The organism is Campylobacter sp. (assembly GCF_052170435.1).
Taxonomy (GTDB): domain Bacteria; phylum Campylobacterota; class Campylobacteria; order Campylobacterales; family Campylobacteraceae; genus Campylobacter_A.
This window is the reverse complement of record NZ_JBQNAN010000017.1, coordinates 23,917-48,747: the sequence shown is the minus strand read 5'-3', so window position 1 is coordinate 48,747 and position 24,831 is coordinate 23,917. Positions and strand designations below refer to the sequence as shown.

Here is a 24,831-nt window from a genome sequence, read left to right as displayed (position 1 = left end):
TCGGCCTAGAAAACGCAGACGACCTCATCGCCGATCTCGCGCAGGCTTTGGAGTAAATTTAAACGGAGCAGATGAAAATCTGCTCTAAATTTCACTCGCGACACTTTGACGCTGCGAACTTGTACTTCGATCGGAACGTAAATTTAAGAAAATATATCTACATAAAACCATCCGAGCTTTACTAAACCACAAAAATTTAAAAACTTTAGGCGCGGACGTAAAATGTTTTTGGCTAGACGGCTAACACTTCAAATCAAAATGCAAAATTTTAGCCCGCTTCGTAAAATCTACGAATTTCATTATAAGGCGGGTGGCAAATTTAAGCCTTTTTGCAAGAATCTTTCGAACATCAGCGAAAAATACCCTCTCCTCTATCAAATTTACGCCTGCTTCCAGCGCAAATTTATAGCCGTCCTCGACGCAAAATCTCATAATCGCCTCATCGTTTCCGACGCTTTTTACATATTTGTTGGCGTATTTTAGACCCGCCTCGTTTGTTGCGTCAAACATGAGCTCGGCATTTTTAAAGGCGTTTTTAAGCTCGCGGATCAAATTTAAAACCTGATCGCGCTTAAAATACTGAAATACTCCGCACGCCACAAATAGCGTAGGCAAGCTCTCATTGATGCGCCGCACCCAAGCCATGTCAAACATATCGCAGCCTACGAGCGCTTCGTTTGCGCACTCGCCTAGCACTCGCCGCCTAAGCTCTATCACCTCACGCAAGTCTATCTCACAAAAGGACGCGTTTGTGATTTTTAAACGAAAACAGGCCGTTTCAAGCCCTGCGCCTAGATAAACGACATTGCATTTTGGATATTTTGCGCAAAATTTACGCACGATATCGTCCATATTGTAGTATCTGGCTGCAGATGCCATCAGGGCGTATTCGGATGATTTTTCTTGCACGGACTCGCAGTTTGTTTGCACGATTTTTTCGAGAGACAGAGCTTTTTCGTCGTAAAAATACTCGGGGAAATTTTTAGAAGCGAAAATTCGCGCGCTAAGCGGGATAAACAGCGTCTTTGAAACGGCGGATAGGTTCAAATTTACTCCTTTTAGCCCAAAACAAACCGATCGGCATCAAATTTGACCAAAGCCGAAGGCTAAAATTTGACAAATTTACGCCGTAAACGTCTTTAAGGTTTCGTTGTATTTGTTTTCGTCCTCGCACTGGATCAGTAGCAAGTCGCCCTCTTCAAACACCGATGATCCGGTAGGTTTGACGTACTCGCCTTTGCGCTTGATAAGTAGCACCAAAAAGTCGCTAGGAAGCTCGAGCTCGGCTAGGTTTTTGCCCACGACTTCGGAGTCAAAGCGTATGGTGTGCTGGCGTAAAGTGTGGTAAAAGATCGGCAAGTTCGACATCTCGACCTCTTCGGTGACGACCTCTTCTTTGACACCGCATTTTTGCGCGGCTTTTTCCAGCGTCATGCCCTGGATGATGATCGAGACGAACACGACGAAAAATATCGTGTTAAAAATGAGCTCCGAATTTGGTAAATTTGCGCCGAACGGATAGATTGCAAGTACGATAGGAACGACGCCTCGAAGCCCGACCCATGAGATAAACATCTTTTCTTTGATATTGTATCTAGAGAGCAAAAGCGAGAGAAAAACGCCCATAGGACGCGCGACGAACATGATCCAAAACGCGATCACCATGCCGGCAAGCGCGACGGCCGGTAGCTGAGATGGATTTACCAAAAGCCCCAGCGTCAAAAAGACGACGATCTGCATCGTCCAAGCGATACCATCGTGAAAACCGATCAAATTTTTCTTATGCGCGAACTCTTTTTTATTTATAAACATACCGGCGATATATACGGCAAGGAAGCCGTTGCCGCCGACCTTGCCCGCTAGCACGTATAAAAGCATCACCCAAGCCATCGAAAACACGGGGTAAAGTCCCCAGTACTCAAGCCTGAGGCGGTTAAAAAGCCCGGGCAGCGCGACGCCAAACACATAACCCATCAGCCCGCCTAGCAAAAACTGCTTCACCAGCGTTAGCGCAACATCCGGAACGCTAGGGATCGTGGCTATGGAGATGATTTGTAGCATCGTGACGGTTAAAAAGATCGCCATCGGGTCGTTTGATCCTGACTCTAGCTCCAGAAGCGGACGGATGTTGTTTCGCAGCGAAATTTCCTTTGCTCCTAGTATCGCAAACACCGCCGCCGCGTCGGTCGAGGATATGATAGAACCAAAAAGCAAAGCCTCTAGCCAGTCAAGACCTAATAGGTATTTTACGAGCACTGCTATCATGCCCGCAGTCAGCACGACACCAAGAGTCGCTAGGATGATGCCGTTTACCATGACTGGGCGGATAGATTTTAGATTCGTATCAAGTCCGCCCGCGTAAAGTATAAAAATAAGCGCGATAGTACCCACATCTTGGGCGATCTGGCGATTGTTAAAATCAAGCCCAAGCAGTCCGTCCGAGCCTGCGAGCATGCCCACGGCCAAAAATACGACTAGCGACGGGATACCGAATCTATCTGAAACCTTGCTGGAGACGATACAAGCGATGAGCAGGATAGAAAAAAAAAGTAAAAAAGTTTCTAACATTGTGCCTCATTTGAGTTCAAAGCGGGGCAAATTTAAGGCTAAATTTAGCGCCCTTACAGCCTCAAATTTGGCGCGTTTTGTAAATAAATTTTACCCGATTTTACCTTTTTAACGGATAAAAAGGATTAATTTTTATCATCATAAAAGATGAGATCAAAGCTATTTTTGCGCTTTACCAGAGCTTTTTTAGACGGCACGCCGCCCTGCTCCATTTTAGCCAGCTCCTCTTTCATCTGCTTTATCATGGCTTCAGACTGCTCGATCTGCTCTTTTAGCTGCAAGATGATATCGACGCCTGCTAAATTTACGCCTAGATCGCGCGTTAGGCGCAGTATCATCTTGATACGGTCCATATCTTTTTCGGAGTAAAGGCGCATCTTACCCTCGGTTCTTGATGGCTCAAGCAGCCCTTCGCGCTCGTATTGGCGCAGCGTCTGCGGATGTATGGAGAGTACCTTGGCTACGACGCTTATTAGATAGACCGGTTCTTCGTATTGTTTCATCTTATGCCTCCGGGAGTTTTTGCTTCATAAGCTCGGCTAGCTCGCCGTCTAGGGCATTTACGTCCGGCAAAGACACGCGCGCCCTCAAGTATAGATCGCCAAATATCCCGCTTTTTCTATTTTGCACGCCGTATCCTTTGAGCCTGATTTTTTGACCTGATTTTGAGTTTTCGGCGATTTTTATCGTGACGTCTTTTTTGGGCGTTTTTACGTCTATCTTACCGCCGAACATCATCGTTTTTAGCGGGATTAGCACGTCTTTATATAGATCGTCGCCGTCTCTTTCGTACTCGTCGCTAGGCGCGATATTTACGGTTAGTATCAGATCTCCGCGTCCGCCGCTACCCTTGCCTTTTATGCGTAGCTTTTCGCCGTCGTTGATTCCGTTTGGGATTTTTATTTTGATGTTTTCGCCGTTAAAATTTATCGAGTGCTCGCCGCCCTTTACTGCTACGTCAAACGGGATAGTTACTTTCGCTCGCGAATCCAGATCCTCCTCGTCCTCAAAGCCGCTAAATCCGCCCGTTTGCCTAAAACCGCTAAATCCGCTTCTGCTAGAAAATCCGCTAAAGCCGCCTCCGCCGAAGATATTTTTTAAAATCTCGTCCAAATTTCCCATGCCCGAGCTGCTCGCAAAGTCATGGAAATTTTGCCCGCCGAACATCGCGTCGCCGTGTCTGTCGTACTGCGCGCGCTTTTTTTCGTCGCTTAAAATTTCATATGCGGCGTTTATCTCTTTAAATTTATCCTCCGCGCCCGGGTCTTTGTTGATATCGGGGTGATACTTACGAGCCAGCCTGCGATAGGCCTTTTTGATCTCGTCGCCGGTGGCTTTTTCCGACACCCCTAACGTTTCGTAAAGACTATTGCTCATGTTATGTCCTTATAGTCAATTAATTTTATAGCGATTATAGCACAAAGGTTTAGCGTATGTCAATCAAGTATAGTAAATAAAAACGATTTTAAACGACTTAAATAATAATTAACTTTACGTTGAGCTTAACGCCATATAATCGCGCTTTGAAAAAAATTTTATCAAAAGGAAAAGTAATGAAAAAGATAATGATATTATCTTTGGCTACTTCTTGCGCGGTATTTGCCGCAAGCATAAACTTTAACGAACCCGCAGAGGATTTTACTAGAATAAATCCGGAATTTAACAAAAATGTCGTTCTGTCCTACAACAGCTCTATCGCCGACGCTAAAAAATCGGTCGTAAATATCTCCACCACAAAAACCGTTAGCAGCAACGTAGCAGATATGAACGATATGTTTAGCGATCCATTTTTCAAGGACTTTTTCGGATTTCAGTTTAACATCCCTCAAGAAAAACAAAAAAGCAGCTCGCTAGGCTCCGGCGTCGTCATCTCTAGCGACGGCTACATCGTGACGAACAACCACGTCGTAGAAGATAGCGACGAGATCGTAGTCACGCTGCTAGATAGCGATAAAGAATATAAAGCCAAAATCATCGGCACCGACCCGAAAACCGACCTAGCCATCATAAAAATCGACGCAAAAGAGCTAAAAGCCATACCGTTTGCCGACTCGGCTAAACTGATGGAAGGCGATATAGTATTTGCCATCGGAAATCCGTTCGGCGTAGGCGGCAGCATCACTCAGGGTATAGTTTCAGGCTTAAATAAAGACAATATCGGTCTAAATCAATACGAAAATTTCATCCAGACAGACGCCTCGATAAACCCGGGCAACTCAGGCGGCGCGCTAGTAGATAGTCGCGGCTATCTAGTCGGCATAAACTCAGCCATACTTAGCCGTAGCGGCGGAAACAACGGCATCGGCTTTGCCATCCCGTCAAATATGACTAAAGATATCGCTAAAAAGCTCATCGAAGACGGCAAGATCGAACGCGGATATATCGGCGTGATGATAGCAAATCTAAATGAAGAGCAAAAAGAGATCTATAAAAACAAAGAAGGAGCGCTCATTAGCAGCGTAGAGAGCGGCCTTCCTGCCGATGTAGCCGGGTTAAAACGAGGCGACCTCGTTATCAAAATCGACGATAAAGAGATCAAAAACGCCAACGATCTCAAAAATCTTATAGGCTCACTAGCGCCAAATAAAGAGATCACGCTAACCTACGAACGCTCGGGCAAAATCGAAACCGCCAAAATAAAACTAGCTAACGCCAACACAAAATCAAACGCCCCTACCGCAAAAAACGGCACGGCGATCGAGGGTCTTAGCGTCACGGCGATCGACGACAACGCAAGGTACAAATACCGCCTAGCTCCAGACGCAGCCGGTATCCTGGTAACCGACGTAAAGGCTGGCTCAAATGCCGAAAAAATCGGCTTTGAAAAAGGCGACATCATCATCCAGATCGCCGAAGAAAATATCAAAAATATGGATGATTTTAACAAAGCTTTAGCAAGTGCAAAAGGCAAAAAGACGCTCGTTTGGGTCAATCGCGGCGGACTTTTCCAAGGTCTTGTTATAAAATAATTTCTACCTTTAGGCGCGGGAAACTGCGCCTTTTTCTTTTTCAATTTTCCAAATTTTATCTTAAATTTCACCCGTCAAATTTGATGCCCTATCCTTTTTAAATTTGAACCGATTAAATTTCTAGTTTCAAATTTAGACAAGCTTAACAAAAGCGTTCATCTGCAAGCTGTAAGCGTAGCGCTGCAAAAAAGACGAGCCGCGGCCGCCATTAAAAATTTAGTCAAAACTCGCTATAATCCCCCAAAGGACATAAAATGATAAAAATTCTGATGATAGAAGACGATTTAGAGCTAGCTGAAATTTTGACCGAGTTTTTAGCTAAAAGCGATATGAGCGTAACGACGGCGGAGGAGCCCTACATCGGGCTTTCGACGCTAAACGTAGAAAAATTTGATCTTGTTATACTGGACCTCACGCTGCCGGGACTTGACGGCCTAGAGGTATGCAAAGAGATCCGCAAGCGCCACGACGTACCCATCATCATCTCAAGCGCGCGCCACGACATCACCGACAAAGTAAACGCCCTAGATAACGGCGCTGACGACTACCTACCAAAGCCATACGACCCGCAGGAGCTGCTAGCTCGTATCAAAAGCCATCTGCGCCGCCAAGGCACTGTAGCGGGCGCAAATTTAAGCGGCGCAAAAGAGCCTGTGCGCGAGAAAGATATCGCGGTAGATGATTTTAAGCACACTATCACGCTAAAAGGCGAGCCGTTAAATTTGACCGCGGCGGAGTACGACATCCTAAAATACATGCTACAAAAAGAAGGTGGCGCCATCACGCGCGAGGAGTTCATCTACAACTGCGCGAGCATCAGCGAGGACTCGACGAACAAGAGCATCGACGTTATCATCGGGCGCATCAGAGGCAAGCTAGGCGACGACCCAAAAGAGCCAAGATACATCCACGCTATCCGCGGTATCGGCTACAAGCTAATGCAGTAAATTTTAAAGTCCGCAAATGAAACGCTCATCGGTTTTTTACACTATCACTTTTATCTTTGCTTTGGCGCTAACAAGCATATTTCTCGCGTTTTTGTGGCTGATGGACTACGACAAGCAAAACTACGCGCGCGAGCTAAACGCCAAATATTCCACGATCGCTAGAAATCAGCTCTTTTTGATGAGCGGTATCATAAACGAAAAAGAGTACGAGCGCCAAACGGGCGACTTTAAGATGCCTGAGGTCACGAATGAGCGGCAAAAAGAGGAGATCCTAGCAAACGCAACCGTGCTTGAGGAGATATCCGCAGATATCGGCTCCAGTGCTATCATGATCTATCAAAATCACCACTATCTAAAAGTTCAGCACGTGGATAAAATCCTGCTTTTAAAGGATAACGACTATCAGCCCTACCGCTACGACATCATCAAGATTATCTTTTTATTAGTCGCGATCATACTTCTGGCCGCTTACGTTTTTGTTATCAGGAAGCTAAAACCGCTAAGAAAACTAAAGCGCCAGATAGCCAAATTTGCCGCGGGCGAGATCGACGAGGTACAAAACGTCAGCAGCGGTAATGACGAAATTTCAGAGGTTGCGGAGGCGTTTTACGACGCGGTGTCTCAGATTAAAAACCTAAATGCGTCGCGCAAGCTGTTTTTAAGAAACATAATGCACGAGCTAAAAACCCCGATCACCAAAGGCCGCCTAGCTGCCGAAATGATCGAAAAAAGCAAAAATCAAGAACGACTGGTGTCGGTGTTTATAAAACTCGAAAATCTCATAAATGAATTTGCCGCCGTCGAGCAAGTCACCTCAAGCATCGCGCTAAATAACACTAAAATTTGCCGTATCGACGATATCATCGACGAAGCTCTGGATATAGCGATGGTAGATCCCGGGCAGGTTACTATTAGCAAGCTAGAGGACGTGAATCTAAATGCGGACTTTAAGCTACTGGCTATCGCCGCAAAAAACATGATCGACAACGCACTAAAATACTCTCCAAACAAGCACGTAAATATAACGATCACGCGCGAGTCTATCAAATTTATCAACGAAGGCGAGCGGCTTTCAAAGGAGCTGCGCCACTACGTCGAGCCCTTTACCAAGGGCGAAAGCGCGCAAAAGAGCTTCGGCTTAGGACTCTACATCGTAGAAAACATAATCAAAGCCCACAAGCTAACTCTAAGCTACGAATACAAAAATGGACTAAACGTATTTAGCTTTGAAGACCTGCAAAATATCGCGGCGTAGGGGTAAATTTGAGCGTTTTGTAAAATTTTCGATGTGCGAGTAAAATTTGAGTTAAAATTTAAAGCGAGCTTTTTTACTTAAATTTTAAAATTCGGCGTATCGTTGCGACCGACTAAACGCCAAATTTTAAACCGTAAATTCGTCGCTTGTTTTAAATTTGCATATAGTTAAATTTAGCAGCTCCTCGCTACTAATAATAAAAAGACTTTACGGGGGGGGGCAAAATTTAGCCCCGCTTTTTCGCACAACACGTAAAAATCGACCTCGCCGCTGCGAGATTTAAACTCAAAATAGCACTCGTAAAGCTTTACTAAGTATTCAAATTCTAAATTTAACCGCGCGCTTATCTCGTGTTTTCTGTTATGTCGCGAGCTTCGCCGATTAGTCGCTCGTAGCGTGCGCGCTCTATCAGGTAGCCCTCTGGAAAGTGGTGCGCACCCCAGTCTAGCGCGTCTAGTAGCATACAAAAGTATGGCTCCACGGTTCGCGCGTCGCAGCGCCCTTTTAGATACTCGCCGACTAGCCCTCCCAGCTCAAATGGCAGTTCGCCGTTGCCGCGGTTTTTTAGATTTCTTAGCTCGCTTTGGTTTTCGTCTAAAATTTCGCGGCAAAGCTCACCAAGTGCGTAGTCCCGCTCCACCTCGCTAAACTCGCTTTTAAATTTACCAATGGCACCCTTTAGATGCGCGTTTGCTCGCTTTTTTAGCCCCACCACGTAAATTTATCGAGTAAAAACCACGACCTCGCCGCGCTCAAACGCGATCTGGTGCCCAGCTAGATACGGCTCGAAATACGGCTTTAAAAGTCCTCCTGCTGCTTTTGCGCATAGTTTGGATACTGCAAATACACAGGTAGCAGATAGTCGCAATCAACCAAGTAGTACGCCTCGCCGAGCACCGATAGCTTCGTATCGAATTTCGGCGAATCTATCATCCACTCGCCTCGTATACGGCGTCTGTAAGCTCGTGCTCATTCCCTCTAAAATCAAAACTTTCCTGCATGCGAGCGGATTTAATTTCGCCAAGCATCCTTAAAAGCTCGTCATCGCCGAGAAACTCGGCAAAATTTTTAAATTTCGAACGTGCACTAAGGCTAGACTCTTGAGCCTTTCATCATCAAATTTAGCCGTTTCGGGCGGGCAAAAGCACCAGGGCACCGCATCCTAATCAAACGCCTCCCGCGTCTGCTGCGCCGTGCCTGCATAGATCGGCATTATGGATGCTTGCAGCTCAGAGCCGTTTTGCGGCGGCGTAAACACCGCCCGCGCGCCCACGCCGTCAGGCATAAAATACTGAAAAAGCCCGTAAAGCTTATCCTGCAAATCGATCCCTTCGCAATCTAAATCAATATTCAGTCCCGCCGCCTCGGCAATGCGGTGCGCATACTCGATCGTCATTTTTCTCCCAAATTTGAGACATTATATATTAAATAGCTTCAAAAGGCGGAAAAAGATTATTTAAAATTCAGCTTTTAAATTTGCTAGTGCTAGGTTTTTATTGTATTAAATTTAGCAATCGGTAATAAAATCATGCAATATGCATTAAGGTTAAAATCTCAAATCCGACCTTGCCAAACCTATCTTCCAGCTCACTATTTACCAAAACCGAAACTACGAATTTATCGTTTTTAAAGATATAGTATTTCTTAAATTTAAATGCGCTCAGCACGAAAAACATCGCCGTAAACGCAAGCTTTAGCGCAAAAACTATCGGAAAAGCCAGAGCGTTTTCGTATTTTTCATTAAAATTTTTACCGCTAGGTGCGTAGTCTTTCGCCTCGCCTTGGGTAGGGTAAAAACCATAGCTAATTTGTAAATAATCGTTAAACTCAAGCCGAATTTGATCCGCCTGAGCTTTAAAAAAAATAGAATCTGACCCGTAAGTGTCGTGGAGCAAATAGTCGCCGTATATCCTCGTGTAAATCTTTTTTCTGTTTTCAAAAAACAGCACCGCTGAAAAATACGCGCTCCCGAGTATCCCGATAATACCGGTAGCCAAAGCCGCTTTTCTGATATGTTCGTCAAATAAGTCGGGCTTTGGCTCAAGGTTGTTACAAATTAAAAATAAAGATAACGAGATAAAAATGATCATAGTTATAAAAGCGATTTTGATTTTATAGTCATTTTTGACGATAATCGGCTTTTTGTCGTAATTTCTAATGGTATGTCTTTTGAGCACATTTCACACTTTTTCTCGCTCTAAATTTTTACTTTTATGCATTTTTGCTTTTGCCGTCTTTTCAAAGAAAGCTACATATATAGAGGTCAAAATCAAGACGAAAACGGCGTAAACACCGAAATAAATGATGCCTTATATAAAGTGCATTTGGACATTCCTTTTTAATTGACCGTGTTTATTTTAAATTAAACCGTCCGCAACTCTATCTAAAATCAACTCCCACCGCTAAGCAAATTTATTTTTGCTTGCTCTTTGTTAGGCACGATTTTGTTTAAAATTAAGAATTACCGGAATTTATCCAAAAACTAAAAAAATTACAATGTTTCGGTATTTAAAAAAGCTAATTTACTCTAAATTTTACTTTCACTGCCCTGCTTATCACCCCATACCGCTGCGTCAATTTGCTTACTAAAACCCTGCTACTCGTTTTGTGCTATGTAGTTTTTAGATTAAATTTTAACACCGTCAAGGCGCAGGTTTTACCGACTAGCTAAAAGCAAATTTTGCCTGTTTAAATTTTGAGTTAGCGGGTTTTAGTTAAATTTTAAAATGGAATAAATCTTAATCTATTGTTTGATTTATTCTCATTGCGTAAATTCGGCCACTTAAACGATCCAAATTTTTATTGGCCCGTAAAAAACCAATAAAATACACACTTTATGGAACCACTCACGGTCGATGCTTCTCGTCTCGCAAGAAGCATGCATCCAGATGAAGCCATCCTTGCCTTTTAGGCAAATTCGGCAAAGCATATTCTACATCGAGCCAAAATCGAGTAAAGCGTGGCCATATAAACCTCAGCGGAGGACAAGGTAAAATTTGACGTAAATAACGAATCAGAGCGTGAAATTTGCCTTATCGTTTTATGCGATGTCGGATTTTATCGGTTTTTGAATGACACAAAACAACGGATATTTTCACGGTTTAAATTTAGTTTTGAGTTTTTAATTTATGCTTATTTTAAATATTTTATAAGACGGCGACGCAGTTAAATTTAAAAAGGATTGGAAGCCCAATCCTTTTATTAATCCATTTGGTTTCTGATGTAAGATGGTGTTTCAAGAACTATCGATGCTTCTTCACTGTTGTATCCACCGCTGACTTTTAGTCTGCTTATCCTTTGGTCTAAAAACGAGTTTTTAGAATTTATCGTAGCAGGAGCAGGAGTTGCTACAGTAGGGTTTTCATCTTCTCTGCCCTGAAAGCCGGTCGCGATGATGGTAACCTGAACTCTGTTGTTCTCAAAACTTTCGTCGCTTGTGGTGCCCCATATGATATCAGCATCGTCGTCGACTGAATTTTGTATTAAGCACATTGCCTCTTCGATATCGCTGAAAGGAGAATCCGGGTGGTATTTAAAGTGAACGAGAACACCGACGGCACCGTTTATCGTGATGTCGCTTAGAAGCGGAGACTGGATGGCGTTTTTGATGGCTTCTTGCGCTGCGCCTTCGCCCTCTGATTCGCCTATACCAAGTAGCGCCATACCGCGGTGCTCCATTACCTTTTTGACGTCCGCAAAGTCGGAGTTTATGTCGCTGTTTCCTGAGTCAAGTACGATGGTACACATGCCGCTAACGGCACGAGCTAAAACATTATCAACTATTTTAAAACTTTCTTTGATGCCTGCTTTTTTGTCTATAAGCGCTTTTAGTCTTTGGTTTGGTATTACGACTATAGAGTCAGACTCTTTTTTGAGCTCGTCAAGGCCTTTTAGAGCTAGGTTGTAACGCTTTTTACCTTCGAAATCAAACGGCATAGTTACGACTGCTATAGTTAGAGCGCCTATCTCTTTTGCAGCTTGCGCTACGATAGGAGCTGCGCCTGTACCTGTACCGCCGCCAAGACCAGAAGCCACAAATACGATATCTGAATACTCAAGAGCAGTTTTGATCTCCTCGTAGCTTTCCTGAGCGGCCTTGCTTCCTACGTCTGGATTCATGCCTGCGCCAAGACCCTTTGTGATCTTCTCTCCGAGCTGAAGCTTAGTAAATGCTAAAGAGCTATCTAGCGCCTTTACGTCAGTGTTGGCGACTATTAGCTCGATATCCATCTCGCCGCCTCTTTCTCTGATGATATGATTGATCATATTGCCGCCGCCGCCGCCTACGCCCACTACTTTTATCTTAGCGCCGTATGAAGGTTTTTTCTCTTCTACCATAAAGTTACCCATCTTAACTCAGTCTCCTTTTAAAATAGTTGTGTTAGTTTGTTCCAAATTTGAGAAAACACGTTTGGTTTTTTCTCTTTTTTGCTCTCATCTTCGTTTAGTTCGTCTTGTAAAGTTCTTTCATCATCTATTCTTAAATCATCTATATAGTTGTCGTCCAAAACCGTTCCGTTAAAAATTTTCTCTCCGTTTTCGTCGGACTTTTTACTATCGTCTTTGTTCTTGGATTTCGAATCGTCTACTATATTTTTTAAATTTTTATTTCTTAAGATAGCTTCGTCTTTAAAGCGCATTTTCTTTTCGGAGTCTATCTCGTAAGGCGTAAAGTAGCCTGCGCCGTACATACAAAGTCCGATCGCGCAAGAATTTGCCGGATCTCGTAAAATTTCGTAAAGCCCCTCCATCTCTTTTGGTCTTGCTATACGGACCGGCATATTGTCAAATATAACCGAAGCAAGCTCCCTGATGCCCTCAAGCTTAGTCATGCCGCCCGTGAGCACTACGCCCGCCGCTATCGAGGCCTTATATCCGCTATCTTCGAGCATCTTGGCTAGTATCATTAGGGTCTCTTCGGCCCTTGCATAAATTACGTTTGAGATAACGTCAAGAGACACTTCTTGTGTCTTTCCGTCGTCGTTTATCGGAGGGATTTCTACTAACTCATTTGCTTTATTTATAAGAGAGCCGTAGCTTAGCTTTATCTCCTCAGCCTTTAAAATAGGCGTATGAAGTGCAGCAGAAAGGTCGTTTGTGATGTTTGCCGAGCCGATACCTAGAAATTCGTTATATCTTATCGAATTTCCGGAATGAACCAGCATATTGCACGTGGCGCCGCCCATATCTATAAATGCTACACCCAAATCCTTTTCATCTTGATTCAGTGTCGCGATAGCCGAAGCGTAGCTAGAAAGCACGATATTATCAGGCTCGACTCCAGCCAAATTTAGCGCTTTTCTGAGGTTGCTCAGAGATGATTTTTGTGCCATTATGATATGCGTTTGTACCTCGAGCCTGCTTCCGTTCATACCTAAAGGATCTTCTATATGCTCTTGGTCGTCTACTTTAAAATTATAAGGAAGTATGTGCAGCTTCTCGTAATCGCTATGGATTTGCGCCCTTCGCTCGGATTCAGACATTGAGCGATGGATCTCTTTTATGCCGATTTCATATGTCGGTACGTTTACTACGCCGTTACTCTCGACGCTTTTAGTGTAAGCTCCCGAGATCGACACCACTACTTTTTCGTAGCGAGTGCCGGCTATCCTTTGAGCGTCTATTAAAGCGCTTTTTATTGATTTTGAAGCTAGTTCGATGTTTGTTATGACGCCTTTTTTTATACCCTGAGTTTTTGCGGTTCCTATTCCGATTATTTTAAGCCCTGTCTCATCGTGCTGCCCTATGACTGCGCAAATTTGAACGGAACCTACGTCGATGCCTAAAATTTTAGTACCCAATTCAATACCTTTTTAAAATATTTTACTTTTTACTAACGTAATATTCTACTTTATAACGCTTAGAAAGCGCACCGCTCAAATCCCTAATAAGCTCGTTATTTTTTAAGAAACCTACGTTTTGAGTTATTATTTCTTTATATTCTTTCTCTTTTTCGCTGTTTGTTAGTTTTTGTTCCGCTATCTCGTAAACTACAGCCTTATCGCCAAGCGATACATAGCCCTTTTTGCCGCCTTTTTCAAAAAGGCGATTGACGAAGATATTAAACTCGCCCTCGCTTAGTCCGCCTTCGGCTTTCACGGTATCTCTACTAACAAATCCTATATCGGTACCTTGAAATCCTTTTTCAAGCAACTCTTTTGCCTTTGCTTCTACGATTTCTTTAGTTTTTTGCTCTTTATAAAGTTCTAAAATTTGATCTTTCGCCTCTTCAAAGCTCATTACTCTCGGCGCTACGATCTCTTTTACTTTTACTATCATATAGCCGTCTTCGTATTCAAACGGTTTTAGCGTATCGCCTTTTTTGGCTAGCTTTAGCTCATCCATCGGCAAGCTTGCGTTATCTTCAAATGTAGATACCGAGACGTCCGCTTGCTTCTCGTCTTTTTTGATCTTTAGGTACTCTTCAAGAGCGACTTTTTTAGTCTGCTTTAGGTTGTAGTCTTTTAGGACTTCATCCTTTACAGCCTCAAAATCTTTTATCTTATCGTCACTACCCTTGTACTCGTTTTTGTTTTCGTTATAAAATTCCATTAGCTCGGTAGTATTTGCATCGCTTGATATAGCCGGGATAAATTTGGTATCAAGCTTAAATTCGGTCATAGTTTTATATTCATTCTTGTGCTCTTCCCAGAGTTTTTTTAGCGCATCTTCATCTATTTTTATTTCGTCCGAGCCAGCCTCTACGACTTTCATCAAAATCTTATCCTGCATCAAAAAGCTAGCCGTTAGCATATCTATATCTTGGGCATTTGCAGGCAAATTTAAAGCGTGTCTTAGTTTGTCTAAAAGTATCACGTTTTTTAAGCCCTCTTCATATTCGCTTTCAGTGATTCTAGCTCTTTTTAGGGTATTTTTGTAAAGCTCTTTGTCAAATTTGCCGTTTGAGTGGAAGTTTTGATCGGCGATGATGTATTTTACTATATCTTCGTCATTTACGCCGAGTCCTAAATCATCGGCGAAATTTAAAAGCATAGCGTCGTTTACTAACGCTTCTAATGCTAAATTTTCTATGCCTAGCTCGCTTGCTTTTTCGTCGCTTAGCTGTCCGTCAAAAAGCTGGCTGTAGTATGCGTGAAGCTGACCGTATCTGTTTTGAAACTCTTGAATACTTATATTTCTGTGCCCGACCTTAGCTACCGAGCTAGCTCTGCTCGCGTTTAGATCGTATGCTCCCCATCCGACGAAGCCCGCTCCGACGAAGGCTATCGTGCTCACCCAAATCGTCACGACGAGGTATTTTCTATGCTTTTGCATCCAAGTTATCATCTAGTTCCTTCAAATTTATAAAAATTTTATGCATTATTTTACTGAAATTTCGTAAATATCACCTTAAAAACGTGCTTTCTATCGATAAAATTTCAAAAATTTTACTAACATTTTTAAAAGCGTTAGTTGCGCTCCGACTCGTAAAGGTGCGCTACGCTTAGCAATTTGCACGTATTTTCAAGGATTGCGACGTCTTTTGCCAGCTGATACGGGGTTCTGCTATGCACGTATACGCCGTATCCTTTGATGACCATTATGTTAGTTTTATTCTCTAACATATAACGATAAATTTCCGTATCCGCACGCTCATACCAGTCGTCAAACTGTTTTGGATCATAAATCGGGATCTCATGATGTTTGATATAGCCGAAATAATCCCTCGGTCGTATAAAAGAATGCCCCAAAGTATAAGCCGTTAGGTATGGCGGCATAGCGTAGCAGATATATTTGGCTTCGTTTATATTTTTGTATATATTTAGGTGGATGTCCGCGTCTATGCTCGCATCATTCCAGCGGTAATCTCTTTTTGAGTTTAGCATTATGAGATCTTCTTCTTTGAGATTATCGAAAATCGTCGTTCTTTTATTGATCAAAAAAGAGTCGTGCTGAATTCTAGCCGAAATAGAGCCGTGAAAGACGCCGAAAAAGTTTTTTCTAAACATCGAAAGAGCTATGTTGCTGATCTCGCTTGCGCAGTATTTTAAGTCCATTTTAACCTTTTATAAACTTTTTTTGTTATTATACACAAAAAATAAAGGCTAAATTTGAACTCCCCACACGTTCCCGTGCTACTTGATGAAGTTTTGCAAGCTTTTGCGGATATAAAAAGCGGCGCGATTGTCGATTGTACGCTTGGATACGGCGGGCATTCCAGCGCGATTTTAGAGCAAAATCAAAACGCAAATTTGATAGCTTGCGATCAAGATGAAGAAGCGATCAAATTTAGCTCCGAAAGACTGAAAAAATTCGGTCAAAGAGCGCAAATTTTTAAGAGTAAATTTTCAGAAATTTTGGGCAAAGTAGAGCAAGGTCAAATTCGCGGCATTCTAGCCGACATCGGCGTTTCGTCGCTGCAGCTAGATAAAAACGAGCGAGGGTTTGGCTTAAAAAGCGAAAATTTAGATATGCGGATGGACGCGCAGGCTAAATTTTCAGCTTACGACGTAGTAAATTCTTACAGCGCAAAAGAGCTGGAGCGTATATTTGAGGACTACGGCGAGCTACCAAACCCTGCCAAATTTGCCGCTAAAATAGTAGAAGCCAGGCAAAACGGCGAGATAAAAAGCGCCGAACGCCTCGCGCAAATAATCGGGCTAAAGGGCATAAACGGACGCAGCGTTAGCGCGGCGACGTTAGCTTTTCAGGCGATAAGGATAGAGGTAAACAACGAACTTGGAGAACTGCAAAATTTGCTCCAAAGCATCGAGGATTCGCAGATCGACGAGTGCGTCGTGGCGATAATCAGCTTTCACTCGCTAGAAGATCGCATCGTAAAAAATAAATTTAGACAGTGGGCGCAAAGCTGCATTTGTCCGCCACAGGCTCTTAGATGCACGTGCGGAGGGGATAACGCGCTGGGTAAAATCGTTAGCAAAAAAGCGGTAACGCCAAGCGCTGCCGAGATCAAGGCAAATCCGCGCTCAAGCTGTGCGAAAATGAGGATTTTTAAAATTTCAAGAGGTAAAAATGCAAGATAAAAACGAGGTTTTAGAGTTTAGCAGCGGCGAGCAAAAAAAGGAACGAAATTTAGACTACAAAACGCTAGCAACGGCCTATCTTGGGCTTTTTATCGCGCTTGCTTTGTTTTTACCTAAAATTTACATCACGAATCAAATTTATTACATCAGTCGCGAAATCGGCGATCTAAGCGGCAAACGCGACGTCTTGCTCGAAGAAAATAGAGAGCTTCGCCTAAAGCTTGAAAGAATGAAGTATAAAAATCAAATTTTAGACCCGCTCATCCTGCAATAGCTAAATCCCGGCCTCCGACTGCGCGACTAGGTGCTCTAGGACGTACTGCTCCAAGTCCTTGCGCGGGATTTCGTTTTTTACCGCTTCGTTGTAGATCATCTCGACTTTCGTGGAGTATTTTTCGTAGCTAAAATACGGAAAATGCACGCTCCAAGCCTTTTTTATGAGCTCCTTGCTAACGGCTTTTCTCGCCCAAATTTTAAACATATCAAAGCCGATAAAAACCGCCGAAGTGCCTACTACCGAGCTAACGATCGAGAGGTGAAAGTCAAGCTTGGTAAAAAGATGATGCGTCAAAATCAGCAAAACAAAAAACACGACGAAGCACAAAAGCCCGTAAACAAGGTAAGTTCTTGCGTAGCGAAATTTAAAATTTAGCTTAGCAGGATCAATCAACATGCCTTCGTTAAAAAGGCAGTTTGCTTCGAGCAGATCGCGAAACAGCACGGGTTGCTTCGAGATAACGAAGATATTTTCTAGGATCAAATTTTTTAGCGCGTTATTTTTCATCTTTCTGATTGTCCTTAAATTTAGCCCCAATTATATCAAAAACTTCGTAATCCAAGCTAAAATTTGGACTTAAGGCAACGCTTTTTTAAGAGTATTTGAGCTAAAATTACTTAAATTTTAAGGAGAAAAAATGAACGGAATAGTATATCTAAACGGCGAATTTATAGACGCGGCGGCGGCTAAAGTTAGCGCATTTGACCGCGGATTTATCTTTGGCGACGGCATATACGAGGTCGTGCCGGTGCTAAACGGACGGCTCGTGGATAGGGATGATTTTTGGGAAAGATTTGAGAGGAGTTTGGCTGCGATTGAGCTGAGCTTGCCGCTTTCAAAGAGCGATTTTGGGGGCGTTTTAGAGGAAGTAGTCTGGCGAAACAACCTAAAAGAAGGCGGCGTTTATATGCAGGTCACCCGCGGCGTCGCCGATAGGGATTTTAAATTTATAAAAGGCTTAAAACCGACTTGTTTCGTGTTTTGTTACGAAAAAGATATCGTCGCAAACCCTGACGCCGCGACCGGCATCGAGGTCGTTAGCGTCGAGGATATCCGCTGGAAGCGCCGCGACATCAAGTCCATCTCGCTTTTGGCGCAGTGCTACGCTAAAGAACAAGCCGTAAAAGCCGGCGCCTACGAGGGTTTCATGGTCGAAAACGGTTTTGTGACCGAGGCTACTAGCTCGTCTGCATTTATCATAAAAGATAACGTCCTGATAACCAAACCGCTCTCAAACGAGATTTTGCCTGGTATCCGCCGCAAGGTGATTTTAGGCTTTGCCGAGAAAGCTGGGCTTGAGATAAGGCAGCGACCGTTTACGATGGATGACGTTTACGATGCCGACGAGGTGTTTATCTCGGCTGCGACACTACCGATACTGCCCGTAGTCAAGGCCGACGGCAAGCCGATAAGCGGCGGCAAAGTCGGTAAATATGTGCCTATGCTAAGACAAATGTATATAGATAGAATCAAAAAAGAGGCCGGGCTTTAGGCTAAAGGTGGCGTTTAAGCTTGCCTTGTGTTTTGCGTGAGGCGGCTTAAAATTTGCCAAATTTGACTTGACCGATCGGCGGTAAATTTGCCGCCCGAAGCGTTAGTAAATTTGAGCTAAAAACGCCTACCTGCAATCAAATTTCGGAACTAACTATGAAAAATAAACCCAAAATTTTAATCAGCGCCTGTTTGCTAGGCGAAAACTGCAAATATAACGGCGGCAATAACGCTGACGCTGTCCCTGCGGACACGCTCGCTAAACTTAGACAAATTTACGAGCTAATCGCCGTTTGTCCGGAGTATCTGGGCGGGCTAACGACCCCGCGCGAGCCTGCCGAAATTTGCGCAAACGGACGGGTTTTAACCAAATTTAGCGGCTGCGACGTGACGCGGGAGTTTGTTTTGGGTGCTCAAATTTGCGCCGATATCGCTCGCGAAAATGACTGTAAAATTGCGGTTTTAAAAGAGCGAAGCCCAAGCTGCGGAAGCGGCGAAATTTATGACGGAAGCTTTACCGGGCGGCTCGTTAGCGGCGACGGCCTAACCGCAGCGGCCCTAAAAAAACTTGGCGTTCACATCGTCGGCGAAAGTGCGCTTACGGAGCTAAATTTGGAAAAAGAGGCGGAAAATAGCCGAGTGGGTAAACGTTAAAGATATAGCAGCCGGCGCGAAATTTTACGCTGGAGCGGCGATAAAAATAATGCCAACGCCGCGCGGGTTGGAGGAGGGAATTTTATCCCTGAAGGCGGGCTTGTTTACCTTATCTCGGACAATGCTTCGGATAAGAGTTATTTTAACTGCGTCTGTCTAAGCCGTGGCGAAGAAGGAAACGTCATCTGCCGCCCCTGGCGAGAGGGTAACTGCGTGCTTGGAAGCGAGATCAAGCGGATGTTTGAGAGCGAGCTGCAAGAGGCGTTTATAAGCTCGAGCGTTGCAATCACAGTAACGTAAGGCTGTAAATTAAACAGCAGGAATTTGTTAGTGAGAATTTGGTTTAGGTTGCTAGCGGGCGGCGTAAACATTATTATAGTTTCCGCCATAAAGCAAGTTTGAGCCAAAATTTATCAAATTTACTTAAGCTTAAAACAAATTCGATATACAGACCGCCGTGCAGCCGGAACTAAATTTAACGAGTAAATTTTACAAGCAGCTAAAGCGGTAGATAAATTTTGAACCGTTGGTGCTTAAATTTACGCATAACCAAAAAGTCAAATTTAAACCGTCTATCGCCTTTATTAGAGCTCAAATTTTACAGAGGGCAAAGCGGCAACATCCTGCCGCCAGCCAAAATATAGCGATAAATTCGAGCCCAATTTGCCCAAATTTATAGTTAAAACCGCCGTAAAATTTATCTCAAATGTCCAAACTCAGGTCTATACTCAAAGTGCATCGTATCAAAGCTTACCCAGCGCCCGCCCCAGATGAAGCCGTGTTTTTCAAATACGCGCACGATCTCCTCAGGGATTTGATTGCGGTAGCGGCCGTCTTTGCTCCAGCGCCAGTAGTCGCTCTTGTCGGTATTTATGTCGATCGCGATGCCGTATGAGTGCGCGCTCTTTCGCTTTGTGCCTTCGATCACGCGCCAGTTAAACGAGCCTGACGGGTTATCGAGAAATTTTAGCAGCTCAGGCTTTTGCACGACCAGCGCGTCAAGCTCGTTTGAAACGGCTTGCAAGGCAGTTGCCGCGCCGTTTTTGGAGTTAAATTTAAACGTTTTGCCGCCGTGATTTTTTAACCAAACGACATCCGTTAAATTTGCCCTCACTTCCGCCTCGTTCGCGCCGTAAATTTTATCCAAAAGCTCGTAGTTTCGGTATCTACCCGCGTCATTGCCAGGTAGCGCTAGAGGCTTAAATAATGGATAAGGCTGTGCAAAAGTATCCTCGATGTCGGCAAGATTTAGCAGATGCGCCGTGTCCTTTACCTCGCCGTCGTCAAATTTGATCTTAGCGCCGTTTGCAAAAATCACTTCGTTGCCGACGATTTTCACGCCGTAAGCTTTTTCGATCGCCGATTGTTTTGCGCGCTGAGCCTCTTCGCCGCTAGCTATTTCAAAGGTGTTCATGGAGTTTATCCGCGAGACTAGCAAACGTTTTGGATCGATTTCGGGGATGTCCGAGCCGATTCTTAGCGTCGTGATCGCTATGCCGCCGATCATGGCCCTGCCGTTATCTTTCGTGCGGATACCCCAGACATCGTGCACGGCGAGCGGTTCGTTACCGCGCAGACCCGCGTAGAGCATGATGTGCCCGTTCATATGAAATAGCGTTCTATACGGCACTGCTTGCGTTTTAATGACGTGCAGTTTTTCTTCCGCGCTTAAATTTGCTAGGCTTACGACCTTGCCGATTTGGCCTTGAGCCTTTGAGTTTCTGGGTAGCCACACGCCAAAACTACCGAGGAAATCTTGCAAAAACAGCGAGCAGTCGCGCTTGCCGCCAAACCCGCCCCAGCCGTAGCTTTGCCCGAGTAGCGATGACGCCAGCGCCCTTACGTTTTCGTCGCTAAATTTAAGCGGAAAGCGGCTTGCGCTTTGTTTTGAGATCTCGTAGTTTTTTAGCCCGCTTTGGGTTTGGATTTTGCCGTAAAATTTAAACTGATCCTCGCTTTGAAACGGCAAAATCGCGCCTATACGTCCGTAAAATAAAAAGTTACCGTTTTTATCATATACTGGCTCTTCGTCTTTGATAATGCTTAAAAATTTAGAGTTTTTTAGCTCCCACACGGCGTCTGCGCTTAAAATTTTGATTTCGGTCGATTTCACCCAGGCCCATGCGGCGTCGCTACCGACGAACGCCCACGCGCCATCGGCCGAAAAGTGCGAAACGTAAAGCGGATAACCGATCGAGATGAAAGATAGCTGAGCGTAGTCAAACGGCAGCCCCTCGCCTGCGCGCACGGGATTATAAAGCACGGCTTCATCGGTCGGCAGATTTCGCAGGCTCGCGTTTGCCGTCGTTATCGCAGGTAGGGAGACTTTGCCGAAGCTCTCCACGCTAGCGTTTTTGCGCACTTTTTCAAACCATTCGTTTGGGATTTTGCGCATATTTGAGAAATAATACTGCCTTTTTGCCGTATTTTTATAGTACTCAAGTCCCCAAAACGCGTCTTTTGCAGCTATTGTCGGCGCTTTTAGATCAAGCGCGTTAAAGCGTTTTTGCAGTAGAGTTTCGCCGCTACTTTGCGCCTCAAAAGGCAGTATCGGTAGCGCATTTGCATTTTGATCGACGTCAAATTTTAGATAGCTGATGTGGCCTAAATTTTCGTCCGAGCTCTCCTCGGGCATATCGTATGCTGGCGCTGTATTGGCGCCTTGATCGGGTAAATTTACCGCACTAGTGGCATCTTTTGACGATGCGCAACCGCCTAGCATTACTAACGCTACTGCCGTAGAAAGCATAAATTTATTAATTTTCAATCTCACTCCTTAAAAATAAGCTATAATTTTACAAAAAATTAGGGAAATTTGTGCTAAATCAGCTCTTAGAAATATTAGAAAGATCAAACGTTTTTCTCACCGGGCGCGGCGGCGTGGGCAAAAGCCACCTCACGCAAGCGGTCATCAAGCACTATAAAAGCGAGCTAAAAAACGTCGTGGTGCTGGGTAGTACCGGCATCGCGGCGGTAAACGTCGGCGGAGTGAGCGTGCATAGTTTTTTTAAATTCGGCATTTGTTCAAACCTTGAGGAGCTACGCGGCTACGACCGCAAACAGCGCGGAAAGCTCGGTGAACTAAAAAAGATGCTCGACGCATGCGATCTCATCGTGATAGACGAGATCTCGATGATCAGCGCGGGGCTGATGGATATGATTTATTACCGCTTGATGAGCTCGCGATTCGTCGGGCGCGTGATGCTCGTGGGCGACTTTTATCAGCTGCCGCCCGTGCGAAAAAACGGCGATGACGGTAGCTCGCTGTTTAAATTTCTTTATGCTTTTAACTCTAGCTCGTGGCATGAATTTGAGTTTAAAAATATCGAGCTAGTCGTATCAAAACGCACGAAGGATAAGAAATTTTACGATATCTTATCTATGCTTCGCGTCGGACGGCTGAGCGAAGGGGTGTTTGCCTATATCGAAAATTTACGCGTGCCAAGCGTGCAGGTAGATGACGATACGAGCGTGCTTTTTGGGCGAAACTACGAAGCGGACGAGCTAAATAACAAGATGCTTTCCAAACTGCCCGCGCCGCTTGAAAGAGCCGAGGCGCTAGTGGAAATTTACGATGAAAATTTAAACGAAAACGCGCTAGATCGCTGGATCGCAAATCTCTACGCGCCTGAAATTTTAAACATAAAAATCGGCGCGAAAGTTATATTTACCGTAAATAAATGGGGCGAGTACTATAACGGCGAGCGCGGGCAGATAATGCAAATTTTAAAAGAAGGCGGCGAGATAAAAAGCGTCATCGTGCAAAAAGCTGACGGCGAGATCGTCGAGGTAGAGCGAGCGAGATTTGATATGAGCGAGTTCATGATGGCGGGCGAGCATCTTGAAGAGCGCGCAAGGGCGTCTTTGACGCAGTTTCCGCTAAAGCTAGCCTACGCGATCACGATCCATAAATCCCAAGGTATGAGCATCGAAAATTTAGTCTGCGACCTAAATCATATCTTTGCCAACGGGCAGCTCTACGTCGCGCTATCGCGGGCGATAGATCCGAAAAAGCTGAGAATATTTTACGGCAAAAGTCGGCCGTTTAGAGAGTATTTGCAAAGCGTCGTTAAAATAGACGAAGAGGTCGAGAAATTCTATCTTGAAAACAAATTTGAAAACATTAAGGAAGACGTATGAAAAAGATTTTTGCGCTGGCTTTTGCCGCGGTTATGGCCTTTGCCGAGACGTTAAATATCGATAATTTTGAAACCGATCTATACTCCAGAGACGCTAAAAGCTCGATCAAAAAAGTAAGCATGAGCCTGCGTCTAGAGGGGCGCGACGTCGCGGATAACGAAGCATACGTGCTTGACGCGCTAAACGTCGTTATAGGTAGCTTTTACGTCGAGGATCTGCTAACCTCGCTCGGCAAGGAAAAATTTAAAGACACGCTGGTGAAATACACCGCCAAGAAGCACTCGGTAGATATCGACGAGGTGCTCATCATCTCGCTAAAAACCGTGCGCGAACCAAATATCGAAGAGCTACTTGAAGCGCTAAAAAACGTCAAAACCACGGGCTCTAAAAGATCGCAAAAAGACCAAGTCGAGGATATACTTAGAGGAAATAAAAATCAGCTAAAACCGATGGATTTAAATCAGATAGATGATTTTGGCAAAGACTTTGGAGAGCAGTAAAAATTTGGGATTAAATTTATAAATTTTACGCACCGAGACCCGCACCTTTAAGGTGCTAAATTTTGTTTGGTAAAATTTGGATTTTAGTCTTTATTGTTAAGGGGGAAGGGGCTTGAATTACGAAGTCGCTCCCTTCCCCCTTAAAAATCCCCCAACCCCTACGATGTGAGATGTGGCGACATAGCTTTGCTGGCGCAAAGCGTCGCTAGTTTTATAAATTTTAGGGGAGACAAATTTCATATTTTCAAGATACTGGTCTTAGTGCGTAAAATTTGAAGTCGAAATTTACAAATTTGACTTCAAATTTGAACGAAAGGCGATAAGGCGCAGTATTTTTTCTTTATACGAGGCGGATTTAAATTTTACGACGGGAGCTACCTCGTCGGTAGTGACCGAGTAAAATTTAAATCCAACGAAGTATGAAGGAAAAAGACAAGCTGCTTCTTGCAAAGAATTTATTGGTTTATGACGTCATAATACGACGGTATCACCGGCGTCAGCAAATCATCGCTTATCTTAAAATCCTTTTTCGTGTTGCTTAACGTGATTTTGATTTTATTGCCGAGCTTGTCCTCGTAGTCGATTCTTGTCGGGATGTAGTTTTTGACGGTGATTAGATACTCCACGCCGTCATATTTGGCCTTATAGAGCGTGTCTGTAATCTTGACCGCGTTTCTAACGACGTCGATTAGATTGGGCGCCTTTTCAAATTTTGAGATGATCGCTTGCTCTAGCGTATCCTCGATCACGACGACGCGGTTTTTATCAAAGTAGATTTTTTTAGGCGTCGGGCGCTCGTAGATCCAGTAGGCGCGGTTGTTGCTTTTTGCGTAAAATTTACCGTAGTAATCGACCGTTTCGCTCTCGCTCGTGATGGTTTGCACGAAGTCGCTTTGAAGCGTGACGAAATTTAACGTAGCCGCAAAAGCCGAGGCGCAAAATAGTAAAAATGCTAAAATTTTCTTCATATATTTTCCTTTACCGGGCAAAATTCTAGCTAAGTTTAAATAATAAAATGTTAAAATCCAAACTTTAATAAAATTTAA

Annotated in this window: 25 protein-coding genes; 9 read left to right on the top strand and 16 right to left on the bottom strand. The window is 44.1% G+C overall.

All coding sequences use genetic code 11. From position 1 onward, the window contains the following. Positions 1-240: 240 nt before the first annotated feature. The 4 genes from ACTTJF_RS07675 to ACTTJF_RS07660 form a co-directional block, all read right to left on the bottom strand. Positions 241-1,047, bottom strand: a complete 807-nt coding sequence (locus ACTTJF_RS07675; protein ID WP_442551441.1) for a class I SAM-dependent methyltransferase — start codon at positions 1,045-1,047, stop codon at positions 241-243. Between the two features lie 75 nt (positions 1,048-1,122). Then, positions 1,123-2,568: a potassium/proton antiporter gene (locus tag ACTTJF_RS07670; RefSeq protein ID WP_442551440.1), complete on the bottom strand. Its 1,446-nt coding sequence runs from the start codon at positions 2,566-2,568 to the stop codon at positions 1,123-1,125. A 125-nt stretch (positions 2,569-2,693) separates the two neighbouring features. Continuing rightward, on the bottom strand, positions 2,694-3,071 hold the full coding sequence (locus ACTTJF_RS07665; protein WP_442551439.1) for a heat shock protein transcriptional repressor HspR: 378 nt from the start codon (positions 3,069-3,071) through the stop codon (positions 2,694-2,696). Between the two features lies 1 nt (position 3,072). Further along, entirely contained in the window at positions 3,073-3,945 is an 873-nt protein-coding gene (locus ACTTJF_RS07660) for a DnaJ C-terminal domain-containing protein (RefSeq protein ID WP_442551438.1), read from the bottom strand. A 176-nt stretch (positions 3,946-4,121) separates the two neighbouring features. Here ACTTJF_RS07660 and ACTTJF_RS07655 point away from each other — a divergent pair, with 176 nt between their 5' ends. From ACTTJF_RS07655 to ACTTJF_RS07645, 3 genes are all read left to right on the top strand, one after another. Then, positions 4,122-5,537: a Do family serine endopeptidase gene (locus ACTTJF_RS07655; RefSeq protein ID WP_442551437.1), complete on the top strand. Its 1,416-nt coding sequence runs from the start codon at positions 4,122-4,124 to the stop codon at positions 5,535-5,537. Between the two features lie 254 nt (positions 5,538-5,791). Continuing rightward, a complete protein-coding gene (locus ACTTJF_RS07650) occupies positions 5,792-6,484 on the top strand; it encodes a response regulator transcription factor (protein ID WP_442551436.1) in 693 nt (230 codons plus the stop codon). 16 nt (positions 6,485-6,500) lie between these two features. Further along, positions 6,501-7,739 (top strand): ArsS family sensor histidine kinase, encoded by a 1,239-nt coding sequence (locus ACTTJF_RS07645; protein ID WP_442551435.1) that lies wholly within the window; start codon positions 6,501-6,503, stop codon positions 7,737-7,739. Positions 7,740-8,082: 343 nt separating this feature from the next. Here the strand turns inward: ACTTJF_RS07645 and ACTTJF_RS07640 are convergent, their stop codons facing one another. The 8 genes from ACTTJF_RS07640 to ACTTJF_RS07605 all read right to left on the bottom strand — a co-directional run bounded on the left by ACTTJF_RS07640 (position 8,083) and on the right by ACTTJF_RS07605 (position 15,736). Further along, positions 8,083-8,451, bottom strand: coding sequence for a hypothetical protein (locus tag ACTTJF_RS07640; RefSeq protein WP_442551434.1), 369 nt, complete (start codon positions 8,449-8,451; stop codon positions 8,083-8,085). Between the two features lie 86 nt (positions 8,452-8,537). Further along, positions 8,538-8,672: a hypothetical protein gene (locus ACTTJF_RS07635; RefSeq protein WP_442551433.1), complete on the bottom strand. Its 135-nt coding sequence runs from the start codon at positions 8,670-8,672 to the stop codon at positions 8,538-8,540. A 229-nt stretch (positions 8,673-8,901) separates the two neighbouring features. Beyond that, positions 8,902-9,135, bottom strand: coding sequence for a hypothetical protein (locus ACTTJF_RS07630; RefSeq protein ID WP_442551432.1), 234 nt, complete (start codon positions 9,133-9,135; stop codon positions 8,902-8,904). A 130-nt stretch (positions 9,136-9,265) separates the two neighbouring features. Continuing rightward, entirely contained in the window at positions 9,266-9,736 is a 471-nt protein-coding gene (locus ACTTJF_RS07625; protein WP_442551431.1) for a hypothetical protein, read from the bottom strand. A gap of 1,204 nt (positions 9,737-10,940) precedes the next feature. Further along, the gene (gene ftsZ, locus ACTTJF_RS07620; RefSeq protein ID WP_442551430.1) at positions 10,941-12,089 is read right to left on the bottom strand and encodes a cell division protein FtsZ; all 1,149 of its coding nucleotides are present in this window, start codon (positions 12,087-12,089) and stop codon (positions 10,941-10,943) included. Positions 12,090-12,106: 17 nt separating this feature from the next. Continuing rightward, positions 12,107-13,540 carry a cell division protein FtsA gene (gene ftsA, locus ACTTJF_RS07615; protein WP_185898688.1) on the bottom strand — a complete coding sequence of 478 codons (1,434 nt, stop codon included), beginning with the start codon at positions 13,538-13,540 and terminating at the stop codon, positions 12,107-12,109. 22 nt (positions 13,541-13,562) lie between these two features. Next, a complete protein-coding gene (locus tag ACTTJF_RS07610; RefSeq protein ID WP_442551429.1) occupies positions 13,563-15,026 on the bottom strand; it encodes a peptidylprolyl isomerase in 1,464 nt (487 codons plus the stop codon). A 122-nt stretch (positions 15,027-15,148) separates the two neighbouring features. Continuing rightward, positions 15,149-15,736 carry a class II aldolase and adducin N-terminal domain-containing protein gene (locus tag ACTTJF_RS07605; RefSeq protein ID WP_122863617.1) on the bottom strand — a complete coding sequence of 196 codons (588 nt, stop codon included), beginning with the start codon at positions 15,734-15,736 and terminating at the stop codon, positions 15,149-15,151. Positions 15,737-15,790: 54 nt separating this feature from the next. Here ACTTJF_RS07605 and rsmH point away from each other — a divergent pair, with 54 nt between their 5' ends. Both rsmH and ACTTJF_RS07595 read left to right on the top strand, forming a co-directional pair. Next, entirely contained in the window at positions 15,791-16,723 is a 933-nt protein-coding gene (gene rsmH, locus ACTTJF_RS07600; protein ID WP_442551428.1) for a 16S rRNA (cytosine(1402)-N(4))-methyltransferase RsmH, read from the top strand. Continuing rightward, positions 16,713-16,997: a hypothetical protein gene (locus ACTTJF_RS07595; RefSeq protein ID WP_442551427.1), complete on the top strand. Its 285-nt coding sequence runs from the start codon at positions 16,713-16,715 to the stop codon at positions 16,995-16,997. Before rsmH ends, ACTTJF_RS07595 begins: the two co-directional genes overlap by 11 nt. On the opposite strand, the gene ACTTJF_RS07590 is transcribed toward ACTTJF_RS07595, so the two are convergent. Then, on the bottom strand, positions 16,998-17,507 hold the full coding sequence (locus tag ACTTJF_RS07590; RefSeq protein ID WP_442551426.1) for a hypothetical protein: 510 nt from the start codon (positions 17,505-17,507) through the stop codon (positions 16,998-17,000). A 130-nt stretch (positions 17,508-17,637) separates the two neighbouring features. On the opposite strand from ACTTJF_RS07590, the gene ACTTJF_RS07585 reads away from it, so the two are divergent. Both ACTTJF_RS07585 and ACTTJF_RS07580 read left to right on the top strand, forming a co-directional pair. Next, a complete protein-coding gene (locus tag ACTTJF_RS07585; RefSeq protein ID WP_442551425.1) occupies positions 17,638-18,492 on the top strand; it encodes a D-amino-acid transaminase in 855 nt (284 codons plus the stop codon). Between the two features lie 155 nt (positions 18,493-18,647). Continuing rightward, positions 18,648-19,145 carry a DUF523 domain-containing protein gene (locus tag ACTTJF_RS07580; protein ID WP_442551424.1) on the top strand — a complete coding sequence of 166 codons (498 nt, stop codon included), beginning with the start codon at positions 18,648-18,650 and terminating at the stop codon, positions 19,143-19,145. A gap of 137 nt (positions 19,146-19,282) precedes the next feature. On the opposite strand, the gene ACTTJF_RS07575 is transcribed toward ACTTJF_RS07580, so the two are convergent. Then, complete coding sequence (locus ACTTJF_RS07575; RefSeq protein ID WP_442551423.1) at positions 19,283-19,534, bottom strand: hypothetical protein; 252 nt, start codon at positions 19,532-19,534, stop codon at positions 19,283-19,285. Positions 19,535-19,842: 308 nt separating this feature from the next. Beyond that, the gene (locus ACTTJF_RS07570) at positions 19,843-21,918 is read right to left on the bottom strand and encodes a M15 family metallopeptidase (protein ID WP_442551422.1); all 2,076 of its coding nucleotides are present in this window, start codon (positions 21,916-21,918) and stop codon (positions 19,843-19,845) included. Between the two features lie 44 nt (positions 21,919-21,962). On the opposite strand from ACTTJF_RS07570, the gene ACTTJF_RS07565 reads away from it, so the two are divergent. Both ACTTJF_RS07565 and ACTTJF_RS07560 read left to right on the top strand, forming a co-directional pair. Further along, entirely contained in the window at positions 21,963-23,285 is a 1,323-nt protein-coding gene (locus tag ACTTJF_RS07565) for an ATP-dependent DNA helicase (RefSeq protein WP_442551421.1), read from the top strand. Next, positions 23,282-23,785, top strand: coding sequence for a hypothetical protein (locus ACTTJF_RS07560; protein WP_442551420.1), 504 nt, complete (start codon positions 23,282-23,284; stop codon positions 23,783-23,785). Before ACTTJF_RS07565 ends, ACTTJF_RS07560 begins: the two co-directional genes overlap by 4 nt. A 455-nt stretch (positions 23,786-24,240) precedes the next feature. Here ACTTJF_RS07560 and lolA read toward each other — a convergent pair whose 3' ends face one another. Next, entirely contained in the window at positions 24,241-24,753 is a 513-nt protein-coding gene (lolA, locus tag ACTTJF_RS07555; protein WP_442551419.1) for a LolA-like outer membrane lipoprotein chaperone, read from the bottom strand. Positions 24,754-24,831 lie beyond the last annotated feature (78 nt).